This window comes from Pseudomonas sivasensis, from assembly GCF_021391435.1.
GTDB classification, from domain to species: Bacteria; Pseudomonadota; Gammaproteobacteria; order Pseudomonadales; family Pseudomonadaceae; genus Aquipseudomonas; species Aquipseudomonas sivasensis.
The window spans coordinates 4,475,777-4,491,772 of record NZ_CP090029.1; the positions used below are offsets into that span (position 1 = coordinate 4,475,777).

The following is a 15,996-nucleotide window of genomic DNA, read 5'->3' on the forward strand; positions in this document are numbered from 1 at the left end:
ATGCCTCATTGGCTGATTATTGACCTTGAAGCCACAACGGATGAAGGCGGCTGGCCCGTGACGGAGATGGAAGTCATCGAGATCGGCGCGAGCCTGGTTAACCGCCAGGGCCGCGAACTGGACCACTTCCAGCGCTTTGTGCGGCCATTGCGGCGCCCATTGCTGACGCCCTTTTGCCGCCAGCTGACCCATATCACCCAGGCCAATATCGACACCGCCGCGCCCATCACCGAGGTGTGGCCGCTGTTCGAACGCTGGCTGGGCCAGCATCAACCGCGCCTGGAAGGCTGGGCGAGTTGGGGTGACTATGACCGCGCGCAGCTTGAGCTCGAATGGCAGCGCAACAGCCTGGTGAGTGCACTCGCCAAGACACCTCATGTGAACCTCAAGCAGCGCTTCGCCAAGGCCCGGCGCCTGGACAAGCCCTTGGGCCTCAATGGCGCCCTTCAATTGGCGGGAATGCAGTTCCATGGCCAGCAACATCGGGCGCTGGAAGATGCACGCAATACCGCGCGCCTGTTGCCGCTGATTTTACCGGTCTAGGCAGCTTCCCTGCCCTTGGGCATACTGGCCGACCTTTCCAGACCCTTTTTCCGAGGATTCGCCCATGTTCAAAGTCAACGAGTACTTCGACGGCACCGTCAAGTCGATCGCTTTCGGCACCGCAGAAGGTCCGGCGACCATCGGCGTGATGGCCCCGGGTGAATACGAATTCGGCACCGCCCAGCGTGAAATCATGCACGTAGTCTCCGGCGCCCTGACCGTTAAACTGCCTGACGCCAGCGAGTGGGAAACCTTCGCCGCCGGCAGCCAGTTCCACGTACCGGCCAACAGCAAGTTCCAACTGAAGGTCGCCGTGGATACTGCTTACCTGTGCGAGTACCGCGGCTAAGCATTCGCCCGGTCAAAAAAATGCCCGTCTCGTGGGAGACGGGCATTTTTTATGGGCGCCGAAGGCTATTCGAGAATGGTCACTGGCATGCCCACTTCCAGGCGTCCATTACCATCGTTGACCAGGTTCTGGCCGAACATCGCGCCGTCCTCCGTCTTGCGATAAGCCTCCAACGTGACAAACGGTTCACGGTCGGCGCTGCGTTCACCGGTTTGCGGGTCGATGGTGGTGAGAATGCAACGTGAGCAGGGTTTCACGGCGCGAAACTCCACATCACCAATGCGCAGACGCTTCCAGCCATCTTCCGCGAAAGCTTCGCCGCCCTCGATCACGAGGTTCGGGCGAAAGCGGAGCATCTCCATGGGGCGGCCGATTTTTTGCGAGAGGTCGTCGAGCGACGCTTGCCCGATCAGCAGCAACGGATAACCATCGGCAAACGCCACCTGATCATCATCACGCCCGAAACCGGCCTGGGTGGTGCGGGCGCGGTCCAAGGGCATCTGCACCAGCCGTGTCGGCTTGCCGATAAAGTCGCTGACCCAGGCGGCAGCTTCATCACCGGCGTCCGGTACGCGCAAGGTGTCGCGCCAGATGGTCACGCCGCGCAACTCGGCGTCGCTGCCGGGCAGCGCCACGTCCAGCGGCGCGTAGCCAGGCGAACTCAAGGTCAGGCCGCCCGTGCGGTTCCACAGCGCAGAGAGTTGGCTCATCTTCGCCACCGCCCGCTGCGTGAGGAAACGCCCGCTGGCCTCGTCCACCAGCATCCAGCGTCGATCCCCATTCAACCCGAGTTTATCCAGGCCGATGTGCTGCAAGGTTTCGGCCTTGCCGGACTTCAAGGGGTAACGGTACAACGCGCTGAGACGAAGCATGGGCCTGCATTCCTGAGGGGCAAAGATGCAACCCTAAGGTCAAGCGGTGGCTTCGTCCAGCATCAGTCGCTGGCGCACCACATCCACCAGTTTGTCGGGCTGGAATTTGGACAGGAAGTTGTCGCACCCAACCTTCTTCACCATCGAGTCGTTGAAGCTGCCCGACAGCGAGGTGTGCAGCACCACGTAGAGCTTGCGCAGGCGTGGATCGTTGCGAATTTCGGTGGTGAGGCGGTAGCCGTCCATCTCGGGCATTTCGGCGTCGGTGAAGATCATCAGAAGCTTGTCGGTCATTACGTGGCCGGCGTCGGCCCAGGCCTTTAGCATGTTCAGTGCCTTGAGGCCGTCGCTGGCGATGTGCATCTTCACACCCAGTTGACCCAAGGTGTCGCGCAGTTGCGACAGGGCGACGTTGGAGTCGTCCACCAGCAGCACTTCGCGGCCACGGGCACGTTCCAACACCGGGTCTTCAAGTTTTTCACGGGAAACTTTGGCGTTATAGGGCACGATCTCGGCGAGGACTTTTTCCACATCGATGATCTCCACCAGTTGGTCATCGACCTTGCTGATGGCGGTCAGGTAGTGCTGACGCCCGGCGCTGGTCGGCGGCGGCAGGATGGATTCCCAGTTCATGTTGACGATGCGGTCCACACCACCCACCAGGAACGCCTGTACCGAGCGGTTGTACTCGGTGACGATGATGGTGCTGTTCGGGCCCGGTACCAGTGGGCGCATGCCGATGGCCTGGGACAGGTCGATCACCGGCAAGGTCTGGCCACGCAGGTTGACCACGCCGCACACGAAGGGGTGACGCTGAGGCATCAGGGTCAGCTTGGGCAGTTGCAGGACTTCCTGCACCTTGAACACGTTGATTGCGAACAGTTGCCGCCCGGCCAGGCGAAACATGAGGATCTCCAGGCGATTCTCACCCACCAGTTGCGTGCGTTGGTCTACTGTGTCGAGAATGCCGGCCATCAAAAGCTCCTGGTGTGCGCAGCTAGATGCGCGAAGGGATTGTGCAATTCATTACTGCTGTTATCGGCGGCGAAAGCCAGACCTTGACCCCCTGCTAAAATGCCACGTAAATTCATTGATGTCACACTGACATCATGCTCTACTGCATGAACCTCTCCAGACAGCGGTACATCGGCGTTGCCGGACATTCAAAGCGATGTAAAGTTCCGCCATGTAAGGGATTCCCCTATAAGCAATCAGGCCCAACCTGATATTCGCTTTATCTAATAGTCATTAATGTGACGCCATTCTCATTGCATGAATGGAGTCAGGCTTTGTTTGCCATCCCAAGCCCTCGTTCCACGGGTCTACCAGACACTCACGTCGCGGCAACTGAAGGTGTGCAATTGAGCCTGCTCACGAGGGCCGCGCGCAGCCGTCGCCATAATTCAAATAAACGTCCTACTGAACGCTCAGAAGCTACCTACAGACTCCAGTTATCTTTCAGCAGTAGTTTTACGCCACTCACCCAATGCGACCTCTCATCACCCCACCTTATGTTGTGGAGACTTGCATGATGAACGACGGTAACGAGTGGCAACTTGCACTTCCCGAATTCCTGCACGAGGCTGAAAACCTGCTGGCCAAGTCGGAAGAGTGCCTGAGTCACCTGCATCTGATTCGCAACGACAGCGACGCCATCGACTGCATGAAAGCCAGCCTGATCAAGCTCGCCGAAAAAGCCGATTGCCTGGCCCTGCAGGCGATCAGCGAATTTTCGCGGCATATCCAATACGTGATCGCCAACGCCGAAAACCCGTTGCAGCTGCATGATCAGGCCCTGAGCGCCCTGGAAGATTGCCTGAGACTGCTGGCCTGGCAACTGGAGCTTATCGATGCGAAGACAGGCCTATTGGCACTGGATGAATCGGAACAAACCTCATTGATTGCTACGGTCACATTGCAAATCCCACAAAAGGATTTCAGATATAAACCGCAGCAGCGTTTACACCCCTCGTCCTGAGCGGTTATGAGGTCGTAAATAACGCGCAGTTTTCTAAAAACGACAGGTTTAACCAACCCATTGAAACTGAATGGCGCATGCGTAGATATCAATTAGCCATAACCCCTACATTCCTGTTGAAGTAATACATCCCCCCCTTCATTAACTTTGGGACTATCGTCCCTGAATATTTGCGCGCTTAGATAATCCCGCCAGACAGGCGCCTGGCGACCGAAGGTAAGAGTAGTGGTACTATCACCCCCTCAAAGTGATTGAATTTATTAACTTTGAAAACGATTCAATAACGTATCTCAAACAGCGCCCGGTCAGTGTCGACCGGTCTTCCCGCAGCGAACCTTCATTGGCTCCATCCGCTATGCATGCCAGCCTCAAGACATTCATCGCAAGGTCCGCGTCCCGCAGCAATGCACGCCGTTTGATCCTCACGCTATGCCTTGGCTCGCTGCTGCTGAGCCTGTGGGCCTACGCCCATTCCGCAACGCTGCCGCTGATGGTACTGCTGCTCAACCTGGCCACCTTATTGGTGGTAGGCCTGCAACAGTGGTACTCGCGCAAATCCATCAAGTTCCAGCCCCAGGAATTGGCCGATCGCCTGCTGCAAGTGCAGGAAAACGAACGCCACCGCCTCAGCCGCGAACTGCATGACGACATCGGGCAACTGCTGACCGCCGCCAAGCTGCAAAGCGAATGGCTCAAGCGCCGTATGCCGGATGAGCTGCAAACCCAGTGCAACGTCTTGTGCAACACCTTGAACGAGACCCTGGCCAAGGTGCGCGACGTCTCTGCCATCCTCAACCCCCGACAGCTCGCCAGCCTGGGCCTGGAAGCCAGCCTGCGCGCGCACCTGCTCAAGACCCTGGAAAACACCCCGGTGCACTGGAGCCTGGAATGCCAGCAACGGCTGACCGGCATCCCGGAAGAAATGGCCGTGGCGGCCTTTCGCATCACCCAGGAAGCCGTCACCAACATGCTGCGCCACGCCCAGGCACACAACCTGCTGGTGCGCCTGCAACGTCTACCCGAAGGCCTGTCGCTGAGCATTTGTGATGACGGCCAGGGTTTTTTGCCCGCCATCAATCCCAGCCTGGAAGGCCAGCGGGGCATGGCGGGCATGTCCGAGCGGGTTGATCAGCTTGGCGGCACATTGTCCGTGAGCAGTCATCCAGGTAACGGGACGCGCATCGAAGCGCTCTTCCCCTGGGCGCCCCGCGCCCTCGAACGGGCCAGCGCCCCTAAGGTTATCGAGTGACCTGCACATTACTTCTGGTGGACGATCATGCCCTGATCAGGGCCGGCGTGCGTGCGCTGATCCAGGATATTCCCGGCTACACGGTGACGGGCGAAGCCAGCGATGGCGCCCAATTGCTGGAGCAGTTCAATCGCTTGCTGCCGGACATTGTGCTGCTGGACCTGTCGATGAAGCACACCGGCGGCCTCGACGCTTTAAAGCAACTCAAGAGTGCGCACCCCAAGAGCAAGGTGCTGATCCTGTCGATGCACACCGACCCGGAGTTGATCATGCGCGCGCTGCAAGCCGGTGCCCATGGCTACCTGCTCAAGGACACTACCGCCAATGAGCTGGAACACGCGCTGCAAGCCTTGCGCAACAACGAGCGCTACCTGAGCCCGGCGATCGCCCACACCGTGATCAACCAGGCGCTGGTGCGCAGCCAGGGGCCGATCACGCCCGCCGGTCAAAGCCATAATCTCACGGCACGCCAACTGGAGATCCTGCGCCTGATCGTGCGTGGCAAATCCACCCGTGAGATCGCCCACGGCCTGGGCCTGAGCATCAAGACCGTAGAAGCCCACCGTTCGCAAATCATGAAGCGTCTGCAGATATTTGATGTGGCAGGCCTGGTGTTATTCGCTGTGCGCGAGCAGATCATCAGCCTGGACGACTAGGGGCGAATCCACCGGCAAATGCACGCGAAGCGCCTTGGGCAACGCCTCGAAGTGCAGGTCGTCACCTTCCAGCGGCTCGCCATCGAGGTTGATGTACAAGCCCTGCGCCACCTTGATATCGACCCACGGCAGGCGCGCCCGTACGAACATGTTGTCGATCCCACCGTCGCTCACCAGATTGAGCAGCGTGCCGACCACTTCCTGAGGCGCCGGCAGAATGCTGACGTCGAGCAAACCATCATCGGCCAATGCGCCGGGGCACAGTATGTGCCCCCCGCCCGCCTGGCGGCCGTTGCCGATACCCAGCGCCAGCAACTCGCCCTTCCAGTGAAAGTCCGGTCCTTCCAGCTCACCGTAGGCGGCCCTCAACTCGCTGAAGCGCGTCAGGCCCGTAAACAGATAAGCAGCGCCGCCGAGGACTTTCTTCAAATCTTCGGAGGTATTGGCCGTGACCTGGCTACCAAAGCCTCCAGTGGCCATGTTCAGGAAAATCTGCCCGCCGACCTGGCCGAGGTCGATTGCCCTAGGGGGCACATCCAGCAATGCCAGGGCCTGGGCAGGCTCCAACGGCACGCCGGCAGCTTTGGCAAAATCATTGGCGGTGCCCAGGGGCATCAGCACCAGGCTGGCGTCGCTCTTGGCCTGGGCCATGGCTTCGGCCACGTCGCGCAAGGTGCCGTCGCCGCCGCCGGCAATGATGTGGGTGTAACCGCCGTCCACAGCCTCCTTGACCAGCCGTTGAGCGTCACCACCCTCCCACGTCACCCGCACCGCCAGCTCCAAACCCGACTCGCGCCGGGCCAGCACGGCCGCGCGTACGTCCTCGTTGAGGGCTTGCTTGCCGTGAAGGATCAACAGTGCCTTGGGGGTGGTCATGGGGGGCGTACTCCTGGAGTCAATGGTGCTTGAAGGATGTTGACCTTTGAGGAGTAGGAAAAAGTCATTAAGGTCGAAAAATAATTGGCTCGCTAGAAATTATCCATCGCGTTGCACATCGACACCTTGCCCTTGGGCGCAGGCTCCACCTCGACCCATTGCTTACCGCCCGGCGGCAGCTCGTGCAGCTGGAACGAACAGCTCGCATAGATGGACGCCTGCACCATGTAGTCCATCCCCGGCCGAGGCACAAAGGTCATGGTGCTGGAGCATTGCCGGGAATACTGCAGTTTCCCCAAGTAATGAAACGCGATCGGGGTGTTCGCCGGCACCACCAACTCCGACGAAACCGCAGCCGCCCACGAGTAAATCGGCCCAGGCATGCCCAGGCTCTCGCCGTTGTGATCGGGGAAGCCCGCTTTCGTCGACGCCATCACCCCAGCGCCCGGTACATTCCAGTCCAGGCAATCACGCCCCGGCACCGCGCGCACCAGACCATCGGTGATCAACCGCACACGGGCAGTCTCGCCAGACGTTGGTGCGACGTAGCCGGTGGACAAGGAACGGATATTCGCCACTTGGCCGCAGCCTGTCAGCAGCACCAGCAACGCCACGGGAACCCCACGTAAAACGCTCATCAGCAGTCAACTCGCAAAGGAATAAAGGGCTGTTTACGGCTGACGGCAATTCTGGCTGACCGACAACTGCGGTGCGGGCTCGTACTTCACCTGCTGCAAGCCATCGGCGCCCTGAAAGATGAAGTACTTGATGCGGCAGTCCTTGAACATCGACGAGTAACCCTCCGCCCGGAAGCCTTCGCCATCGACCTGCTTGGTCACGGCGTTGTTGCGGCTGACCACCGCGAGCACCTGTGCATAGCTCTGGCCCATCCTCACCCCCGGCTCGCCGGTGACCGTCATCGACGAGGCGCAACCGCCCAACCCTGTCGCCGCCAATGCCAGCGCGACGCCGTACAGTCCATTGCGTAAATCGTTCATTCCTTGCTTCCTTTTAGGGATGGGTTACCGACGGCCTTCGCACACCGGTGATTCGCCGATACGGCCAAGCTTGCACATGTCCAAGTTATCTTTGCGTGTGAAGCCCGCATCTTTCATGCAGTAGAAGCTCCTAAGCCGCTCATCGATTGAGCCGCCGCCCGTGCCCGCCACATTCTCGTACCCGCACGCGAGCATACTGCTCTTGACGCCCTCTACAGAGACCCCACTCTTTTGCCAATAGACAAAATCAGGCGGCGGCGGCTGAAAACCCCTGCCTGTGCAGCCGACCAGCAGTACAGCGCAAACACTCAACAGCAGCCCGCTCCTGGACATAGGGGTGTTCCTTAAGGTTTGCGTAAATCGTTCATTCCCTGCGACCTTTCAGTGATCGATTAACGGCGGCCTTCGCACACCGGTGATTCACCAATACGGCCTTCTTTGCACAGGTCAATGTTATCTGTGCGCTTGAAACCCGAGTCTTTCATGCAATAAAACTGTGTGAGTACCTGGTCAATAGGCGTTGTGTCCCCCGTGCCTGTCAGGTTGATATACCCGCAAGCTCTCATCGCACTCTTGACGCCTTCTTGGGAGACCCCACTTTTTTTCCAATTGGTGAATTCCGGCGGCGGCGGTTGAAAGCCCCTCCCCGTGCAGCCGGTCAGTAACACAGCGCCAATAGTCAACAGCAACGTACTTCTCAACATAACGTTCTTCCTTATTCTCCGGCGCGCTTAAAGTGTGGAACGCCATCGGTTGAATCTTTCCAGAAGGGCTTGCAGGCGGGCCCTCCATTGCCGTAGCAGTTGTGCACTGTCTTATCGCCGCCAAGCACTTTCAGCCATTCCCATACACGCACGCTGCCGTCCGGGACCGTACCGCCCGTAGCGGGGTTGAACCCTACGAGCGGCAAGCGCGCAACCGGATCGAGATTGTGATTCTGGTAGCGCAGCTCCATCGCCTCGCGCTGTGATTCGGAGCTCACCCCTGAACGACTCTGTAAGACCCCTAACAACGAGTCGGCCTTCTGCACGCTGTAGGCAGCACCGAAGAAGTTCATCGACGTTTTGCCGAGAATGCCCACGTTGGCCGGATCACGGGCCAGCGACTCCATGGCGCTGCCAGTGGTCAACGTGCCCCGGCTGTGACCATCGATGTGCAACCCGCTCTGGCCGAACTGCGTCATGTAGTCTTTGGTTTGCACCGTTGCATTGGACAACCCCCAGAAATCATTCTCCAGATTCTTCTGATAAGCAGCGATCATCAGCTCGGAAGTGAAGTTGTTGGCTTGCTCGAAATGGATCAAGTATTGCGGCCCGCTATCAGCCGAACTGTGCTGCTCGGCGTATTTGGCCGCAGCGTCGGCATCATTGAAAATGCCGTTGTTGGCGATATGCACTTTGCCGTCCGGCCCTTTCTTGAGGTTCATTTTCTCTTCGTCGCTCAGTTCGCGACGTTGAACTTTGCCCTCCTTGTCCTTCGAGACCTCATACACCCGCGCCTTCTCGATAAAGATCTTGCGATACGCCTCATCCGCCAGCAGCGAGACCTGATGATAGAACTCACGCTTGATCTCCTGCTCAGCCGCGACCTTGCGCCCCATTTCCGCCACATCCAACCGTCCCACGGCGACATGGGCGGCCTCGGTGTTGCGGTTCAGGTTGGCAATTGTCTGGTCAACCGTCATGCCGCCAACCACACGCTGGCGCTCGGCATTGGTGATCACCAAGGTGCCGGCGCTGATCGCGCTGCGGGTGTCGCTGTCGGCGGAGTCGGAGTCCGAGCCGTTGTTGATGCTGTTGGCGAGCAGCGCCTTGGCCGTGCCCAGTTTGCCGTCGAGCATGTCCGAACTCAGGTCGACGCCTGAAGTTTTGGCGCTGGCTTCGGACACGTTGTGGATGTCGGACACCGTCAGCGTGCCGGTGGTCAGGCTGTTTTTGCCGTCGGCAATGGCCTTGTCGGAACTGGCGATCACGCCACCCTTGAGGTCGGTATTGCCGCGCACGTTGATGTCGAAACCACCGTCGCCGGCACGTATGCCCGATTGTTCGATCACGCTGGCAAAGTTGGACTTCTGCTTGGCGTTGGTGGAGCTGAAGCTAGCGGTCGCCGCACCGGCACAGACCGGCGGGATACAGATGCTGATCCCAGCGCTCATGCTCTTCTGCTCGGACGCGAAGGTGCTGGTGTCCTGCAGGCTCTCGACATTCAGGTCGCCGCCGATATCGGCCTTGACCGTCTCACCCGACACCACCGCACCACGCAGGGTGGTGTCCTTACCGGAAATCAGACTGACCTCTTTGCCGGCAGTCACGTGGGTATTGCTCCACACCAAGTCATTGCCATCGGCATTGCCACGGCTCTGAGAGGCGGACGCGTTGAAGCTCAGACCGTTTTTCTCGCTACCAAACGAGATGCCGATGCCAAGGCTGCCGTTGACGCTTTTGTTGGTGCTGTGTTGCTCGATGGTGTTCTGCGCACCCGCCAGCAGGATGTTGCCGTCAGCTTTCAACAACGCATTGTTGCCCGCCGTGATCTCACTGCCCTGCACGGTCAGGTTGTTGTTGCGCGTGCCGCCCGAGGACACGATCGTCACATCCCCACCCGCCGCGACCGTCGAAGCGGCTGCGGTGTTGCTGGTCTGCTCGCTTTTGCTCTCGCTCTTGTTCATGCCCAGGGCAATGCTCAAGTTGATACCGCCCGCCGCCGCCGGGTCAGCCATGACCTGAGTGTGCGCATCGCTGGCGGCCCACACAGTACTCAGCGCCGCCAAAGTTTTCATACGTTTGTCATCGGTACGTTCAGCGGCTTTGTTCATGCGCTGGCCGGTCTGTACCGCACTCACGATCGGGTTGGTCAGGGTCAGGCTCACGCCGGTCTGCTTGAAGCGCTGCTCCTGCTGCTGCGCACTGAGGTTGCGCGCTTCGAGGATATTGACCTCGGACGCGTCGATCGACACATCGCCATTGGGCGCGTTCACATTGCTGCCCACCTGACGGTATTCGCCGCCGGCGCTGATCAGCACGTTGCCGTCGGTTGCGCCAATGTTGCTCGCGGCCGCCGTAGTCTGCTGACTGCTGTCTTTATTGGTCTGTTGCTTGGAACCAACGGTGACGGCAATGGCGCCCCCGCTGAACATCCCGCTGGTCTTCACATCCTTCATGTGTTTTTCGTCAAGTTGCTCGGTGGCTGCCAATACCTTGATGTCGTTGCCCGCCGCCAGCACCGTGCCCGATGTGGAAACCACGTTGCTACCCGTAATCGTGATGTTGTTGCCGGCCTGCATCACCGCCTGCTCGCCACTGAAGGTCGAGGCCTGTGCGGTGGTCTGGCTGACCGTGTCGCGGGTGGTGGTGGTCTTGCTCGAAAACATCCCGTTGCTGCCCTTGACCTTGTGCGCTTCGTCGGCGCTGTTGAAGCGCTCGCCGGCCTCGACATTGATGTCGCGCACCGCACTCACAGCAACAGCCCCCGCGTCGCTGTTGACCATCGCCCCGCGCACCTGCACGTCACGCCCGGCGCCCACGCGAACATCGCCGTTGGCCTGCACCGAACTGCCGACTTCATTGCGTCCGGCTTCCTTGCGCCAGTTGTCGCCATCCCACTGGTTGGACTGGGTGTAGGACTCTTTCACTGTGGTCAGGGTGATGTCGTTGCCCGCCACCAGCGACGTCTTGCCGCCGACGCCGGTGTTGCTCACTTGCGCGGCTTGCAGGTTGATATCGTTGCCGGCGGTGGCAATCAGGTTCGCCGCCGGTGCCGACACGTACAACCCCGCCACCCGCGACAAGCCAGTGCGGGTGCCCTGATCGCTCTCGCTGTCGGTGGTGACCGAGCGCACATTGATGTCGTTGCCGGCGCTCAGGGCCAGACGGCTGTTGGCGCTGATCAGGCCGCCGATGTTGTTGATGTCCTGGCTGGCGGTCAGGGCCACGTCGTTGCCCTGGATACGGCCGCCGAGGTTGTCGAGGTTCTGCACGCTGATGTTCACGCCATCGCGCCCGGACAGGCTGCCGGAGTTCACCAGATCACCGCGCACATCAAGGTTCAACGTGCGCCCGGCCATCAGTGCGCCGGAGCCATCCAGATCACCTTCGCGAACCCGCACATAGACTTGCGGCACGAGCACCTGACGAACTTCACCGCTCGCCAGCGTGACGTCCTTGGACACCAGCCAGACGATGTCGCTGGTCAACTGCGCCATTTGTTCGGCGGTCAGGGCGACACCAGGAATCAGTTTCCACTGATCCGCCAGGGTCACGGCGCTGTCGATCATGCCGCGATACTGTTCCTCATCACTGGCGTAGCCGTCGAGAAAGCGCCGGCCGGTGAGTTGCGCGATTTGCTCACGGATCAGCTTCTGTTCGTAGAAGCCGTCGCCGAGACGCTGCTGCGTGGCCGCCGGGTCGAGGTTCAGGCGCCCGAGCATGTAGTCCGAAGACAACCACTTGCGGTAGTTAGCGAAGCGCGGGTCGGTCTCCACCAGATAACCGGCGGTGCTGTTCGGGTTGGTCTGGAACAGGCTGCTGTTGGGCAGGTCGGGGTTGAAACCACCCGTGCGGATCTGCTCCACCGCGCCTGCCGCGTCCAGTTGGGTCAGTGCCTTCACTTCACTGATCGGGCTCACGGCGTGGGTGCGGCCAGCGCCCGCCAGCTCACCGGTACCCGCAGTGCTATCGGTAACGTTGGCCAGAACCAGCGCGCCAACCTGGGTGCCGCTGCCGTTGATGGCCGCGTACTCGGTGTACACCGTGGGTTTAAGGGAGATCTGCTCGATCAGCGGCGCCGGCGTATAACCGGTCAGGCCGACGCCCTGGCGGTCACGGCCCTTGCGCTGGATGCGATAGTAATTGGCCACGCTGCCGTTGTCGGCCGTGACCCGTTCGCCGGTCACTTCGGTGTTGATCACTTGGCCGATGCTGCCGTTGAGCGCCTGCCCGGCAATGATCCGGCTCTTGTCGTTGAGCACTTGGTCGGCGATCAACGTGAGGTTGCCACCGGCAAGCATCTGCGCAGGGTCGGAGCTGACAATTTGCGTCTCGGTGACGCTGCGCGTGTAGTCATAGCGGTTCCAGCGCGTGCCGTAGCCTTCCGGCGTGACCAGGTGCAGCACCTCGTCGTTGTACAGCGAGATCTGGTCCGGCGTGTAACGGTTGGTCGAGCCCGACAGCAGGTACTCCTGCAGCACTTGGTTGGACACCAGCACGCGGTCGGTGGCGAAGTGTTCGTTGGTGTTGTTGATCTGCTTGGCGTTGACGCTCAGATGGCCCAGGGCTTCGACGGTGGCGCTCGCATTGTTGAGCACCTGTGCCTGGCCGCTGGCCTGGTCGTTGGCGTCAAGCAAGCCGCCGATCACCGTATCGCCGGCGCTGAAGATCAGCCCGTGCTCACGGTTGTTGATCACCTGAGCGCCGATATCCAGGCGGTTGCGTGCCGCGATGGTCGCCGCCGTTGCGCCTTCGAGGATGTTGTTGAGCGTACCGGCGGTGATCGACAAATGATCACCGTAGAGGCGCCCGGTACCGAGGTTGTTCAGGGTCGCAGCACTGAGGCGGGTCGTCTCGCCGTCGACCACGCCACGGTTGTCGAATTGGTTGACCGCGTTGGCCTGCACACGCCGCCCACTGATCACGCCGTTGGCACCGTTGTCGATAGCGCCGGCATCCACGCGCACCAGCGCGCCGGACTGCACCGCCCCCTGGTTGGTCATCGTGCCGCCAGTCTGCAGCGACAGGTCGCCGTTGCTCTGCACCAGGCCGCTGTTGATGAAGTTTTGAGTCAACCGGAAGGTCAGGTCGCCGAGGCTTTGGACCTTGCCGGCGCCGCTGTAATTGGCACTGTCGAGCAACACGGACTGGCCCCCAATCAGGGTGCCCGCGCCGTTGTTGATGGCCAGGCTTTTCTGCGCCGGGTTGCGATCGGCCAGGGTCAGCACGCTGCCCGCCGAAAGGATGCCCGCGTCGTTGTCCACGCTGCCGCTGCCCTTCACGTTCAGCGTGGTGTCGGACACGATTGAGCCAGCGCGGTTGGTCAGCGTATCGGTGTCGAGATCGACGCTCTGGCCCTTGATGCCCTGGTTCGCGCCCTGGGTCGCGCTGTTGTCCACGCTCGCGGCGGTCAGCAACAGATGCCCGTCGGCGCGCAACAGGCCCGCCTGGTTGCTCAGTTGCTGGGCGTTGATGTCCAGGGTGCGCGCGCTGCCGATAAAGCCTTGGTCGTTGAACACTTGACCGGCGCGCACGGTGACGTCGCGCTGGCCGAGGATGCCGCCGGTGGCGCCGGAATTGCGGTTGCTCAGCTGTTGGCCGTGGGTATCCACACGCAGGTCCGACTTGGCCTGCATGATGCCGCCGTCGTTGATCAACGCGCCGCTGTCGACGCTCAGCGTGTCGCTGGCGTTGACGGTGCCTGCGCTGTTGTCGAGTTGCTGGCCCTGGGTATTGAGCAGCAGTTGCGCGCCGGTGATCACCCCACTTTGGTTGTTCAGGCCGAGTGCATTGAGGGTCAGCGCCTTGGCTGCCTCCAGACGCCCGCCACGGTTGTCGAGCACGCTAGTGTCGCTGTTGAGGATCAGGTCGGCGGCCACCGAACCGAGGGTACCGCCCTGGTTCTGCAGGCTGTCGGCCTTGACCGTCAAGGTTTGCGTGGCCGCGACGGTGCCATTGGCGTTGTTCAACTGCGCGGCCTTGATCCCCAGCGCACCGCCGGCAGTGATCTGCCCGCTGCTGTTGTCCAGGGTGCCGCCGTTGAGGGTCAATTGCGCGGCGGTGACCAGCTTGCCCTTCTGATTGTTCAGGTGCTGGCGCGCGGTGACGGACAAGTCGCCAAGGCCACCCGACTGCACCAGGCCATCCGCGTTGTTCAGGGTGTCAGCGCTGACGACGAGGGCGCCACCGCTGGACAGCGTACCGCCACCGTTGTCGAGGCTGCGCGCGACGGTCATCTGCATACCGTTGCTGCCGGTCTGCACCCACTTGCCGCCGACGTTGGACAGGTCCAGCGCGGTCACGCTGATCTGTGCCGCGCCTACCTGTGCTGCATCGCTGAGCACGCTCTGGTTAGCGTCGGCCGTGAGGGCGCGGCCGGCGGTGACGCGGCTGCGACGCAAGTCGAGATTGCCGGCGGTGCTGGTCAACTCAACGGTCTGGGCGGACGTCTGGCTGTCACTCAGGTCGACCTGGGCGGCGCTGGCCTTGAGGGTCTGCGCGGCGAGGTTCTGGCCTTTGGCGGTCAAGGTGCCAGCCGAGGTCAGCGTCAGCGAACCGCTGCTGCCGAGCTTGCCGGTACTGTCCACGCCCGCGGCCAATGCGGAACCTGCGTGGCTGCGAATCGCCGAATTGGCGCCGGTGGCGGTCAGCGCGGCATTGCCCTGGGCGGACACGATGCCACGGTTGTCGATATCACCAGCGGTGTGCACGGCCAGGTTGCCTTGGGCGTACAGCGTGCCGTCGTTGTCGATGCCCTTGTCGGCGCGGGCGGTCAAATCGGTGGCGCTGCTGATCTGGCCGTGGTTTTCGATCCGGCCGTCGGTGCCGATCACCACTTCACCAGCGCTGGAGCCGATCTGCCCGGCGTTGCGCACGCCCACGCCTGCGCCATTGCCGACCAAGGTGATCTTGCCCGCGTACATGCCGCCCAACTGCGCCACGTCGATGGCGACGGTTGGCGTGTCGGTCGGTGCCGCGCCGGTGGCGCCGGCCTTGATGGTCAAGTCTTTGGACCAGATCCCCGCGTTAACCTCAACGGTGCGCGCGATGATTTCGGTGTAGTCGGCGCGGCTGGTGTCCATGCCTTCGCCGCCGATGCTGATCTTGCCGCCCGAGACTTCATAGCCACTGATCAGGCCGTTCTCGAACTGCGCGCGCCCGGTGGTCAGGGTCGCGCGGTCGGCGTTGATAAACCCGCAGCCTTCACAGGTGATGCCCGACGGGTTGGCAATTACCACCTGCGCCTTGGAGCCCCCCACTTCGACAAAGCCGCGCAACTGGCTAGGGTTGCTCGAATTGACCTCGTTGAGAATCACCCGTGCGCTGCCGTTGGCCAGGTTGCGGTTGCCTTCGATCCACCCGCCCAGTTGAGTCTGGCTGTTGGTCACGCCGTTGTTGAGGATCACCCCGCGCTTGTCCACGTCGAACTGGGTGTAGGTGTTGCGCGACACGCCCGCGCCGCTTGGCCGGGTGATGTCCACCACCGTGGTGCCGTTGCCGGCGGCGCCGATGGTCGGGCGCTGGCCCGCCGGTGCGGAGCCATCGACCACCACCTGCGCTTGTACCGGCGCCGCCAGCGCGACCCAGCCCATGCCCAGCATCAGCGCAAACCGCAGCGGCGTGAGCGTGGCAACCGCCGTACCCGGGCGCGCTACGGCGCCGGTCGTGCCGGGAGCCTTGCACGCGCTCTTGACGTTTTCGGCCACCACCATCAGCAGGCCGCGAGCCTGGTTGAAAACAATTCGATACAGATGCTTATTCATGCAAGTCC

The 15,996-nt window shown here is 61.3% G+C and carries 13 protein-coding genes; 5 read left to right on the plus strand and 8 right to left on the minus strand.

The genetic code is table 11. The features are described 5' to 3' along the window. Both LRO94_RS20135 and ppnP read left to right on the plus strand, forming a co-directional pair. Positions 1-543, plus strand: coding sequence for an exonuclease domain-containing protein (locus LRO94_RS20135; protein ID WP_032887946.1), 543 nt, complete (start codon positions 1-3; stop codon positions 541-543). Positions 544-607: 64 nt separating this feature from the next. Further along, on the plus strand, positions 608-892 hold the full coding sequence (gene ppnP / locus LRO94_RS20140; RefSeq protein ID WP_032887944.1) for a pyrimidine/purine nucleoside phosphorylase: 285 nt from the start codon (positions 608-610) through the stop codon (positions 890-892). A gap of 65 nt (positions 893-957) precedes the next feature. Here ppnP and LRO94_RS20145 read toward each other — a convergent pair whose 3' ends face one another. Beyond that, positions 958-1,764, minus strand: a complete 807-nt coding sequence (locus LRO94_RS20145; RefSeq protein WP_032887942.1) for an MOSC domain-containing protein — start codon at positions 1,762-1,764, stop codon at positions 958-960. A 39-nt stretch (positions 1,765-1,803) separates the two neighbouring features. Continuing rightward, positions 1,804-2,739 carry a chemotaxis protein CheV gene (locus tag LRO94_RS20150; RefSeq protein ID WP_032887940.1) on the minus strand — a complete coding sequence of 312 codons (936 nt, stop codon included), beginning with the start codon at positions 2,737-2,739 and terminating at the stop codon, positions 1,804-1,806. Positions 2,740-3,292: 553 nt separating this feature from the next. On the opposite strand from LRO94_RS20150, the gene LRO94_RS20155 reads away from it, so the two are divergent. From LRO94_RS20155 to LRO94_RS20165, 3 genes are all read left to right on the plus strand, one after another. After that, positions 3,293-3,742: a hypothetical protein gene (locus tag LRO94_RS20155; protein WP_177326444.1), complete on the plus strand. Its 450-nt coding sequence runs from the start codon at positions 3,293-3,295 to the stop codon at positions 3,740-3,742. Between the two features lie 355 nt (positions 3,743-4,097). Beyond that, positions 4,098-4,991, plus strand: a complete 894-nt coding sequence (locus LRO94_RS20160) for a sensor histidine kinase (RefSeq protein ID WP_179180046.1) — start codon at positions 4,098-4,100, stop codon at positions 4,989-4,991. Beyond that, the gene (locus LRO94_RS20165) at positions 4,988-5,647 is read left to right on the plus strand and encodes a response regulator transcription factor (protein WP_032887937.1); all 660 of its coding nucleotides are present in this window, start codon (positions 4,988-4,990) and stop codon (positions 5,645-5,647) included. Before LRO94_RS20160 ends, LRO94_RS20165 begins: the two co-directional genes overlap by 4 nt. On the opposite strand, the gene yegS is transcribed toward LRO94_RS20165, so the two are convergent. The 6 genes from yegS to LRO94_RS20195 form a co-directional block, all read right to left on the minus strand. Next, a complete protein-coding gene (gene yegS / locus LRO94_RS20170; protein WP_179178631.1) occupies positions 5,606-6,523 on the minus strand; it encodes a lipid kinase YegS in 918 nt (305 codons plus the stop codon). The genes LRO94_RS20165 and yegS overlap by 42 nt on opposite strands. A 92-nt stretch (positions 6,524-6,615) precedes the next feature. Next, positions 6,616-7,161: a hypothetical protein gene (locus LRO94_RS20175; RefSeq protein WP_032887934.1), complete on the minus strand. Its 546-nt coding sequence runs from the start codon at positions 7,159-7,161 to the stop codon at positions 6,616-6,618. A 33-nt stretch (positions 7,162-7,194) separates the two neighbouring features. Continuing rightward, positions 7,195-7,521, minus strand: a complete 327-nt coding sequence (locus tag LRO94_RS20180) for a hypothetical protein (RefSeq protein ID WP_032887932.1) — start codon at positions 7,519-7,521, stop codon at positions 7,195-7,197. A 24-nt stretch (positions 7,522-7,545) separates the two neighbouring features. Continuing rightward, on the minus strand, positions 7,546-7,854 hold the full coding sequence (locus LRO94_RS20185) for a hypothetical protein (protein WP_032887930.1): 309 nt from the start codon (positions 7,852-7,854) through the stop codon (positions 7,546-7,548). Between the two features lie 59 nt (positions 7,855-7,913). Then, entirely contained in the window at positions 7,914-8,225 is a 312-nt protein-coding gene (locus LRO94_RS20190; RefSeq protein ID WP_032887929.1) for a hypothetical protein, read from the minus strand. Positions 8,226-8,236: 11 nt separating this feature from the next. Beyond that, positions 8,237-15,988, minus strand: coding sequence for a hemagglutinin repeat-containing protein (locus LRO94_RS20195; protein ID WP_179178630.1), 7,752 nt, complete (start codon positions 15,986-15,988; stop codon positions 8,237-8,239). Between the last annotated feature and the right edge of the window lie 8 nt (positions 15,989-15,996).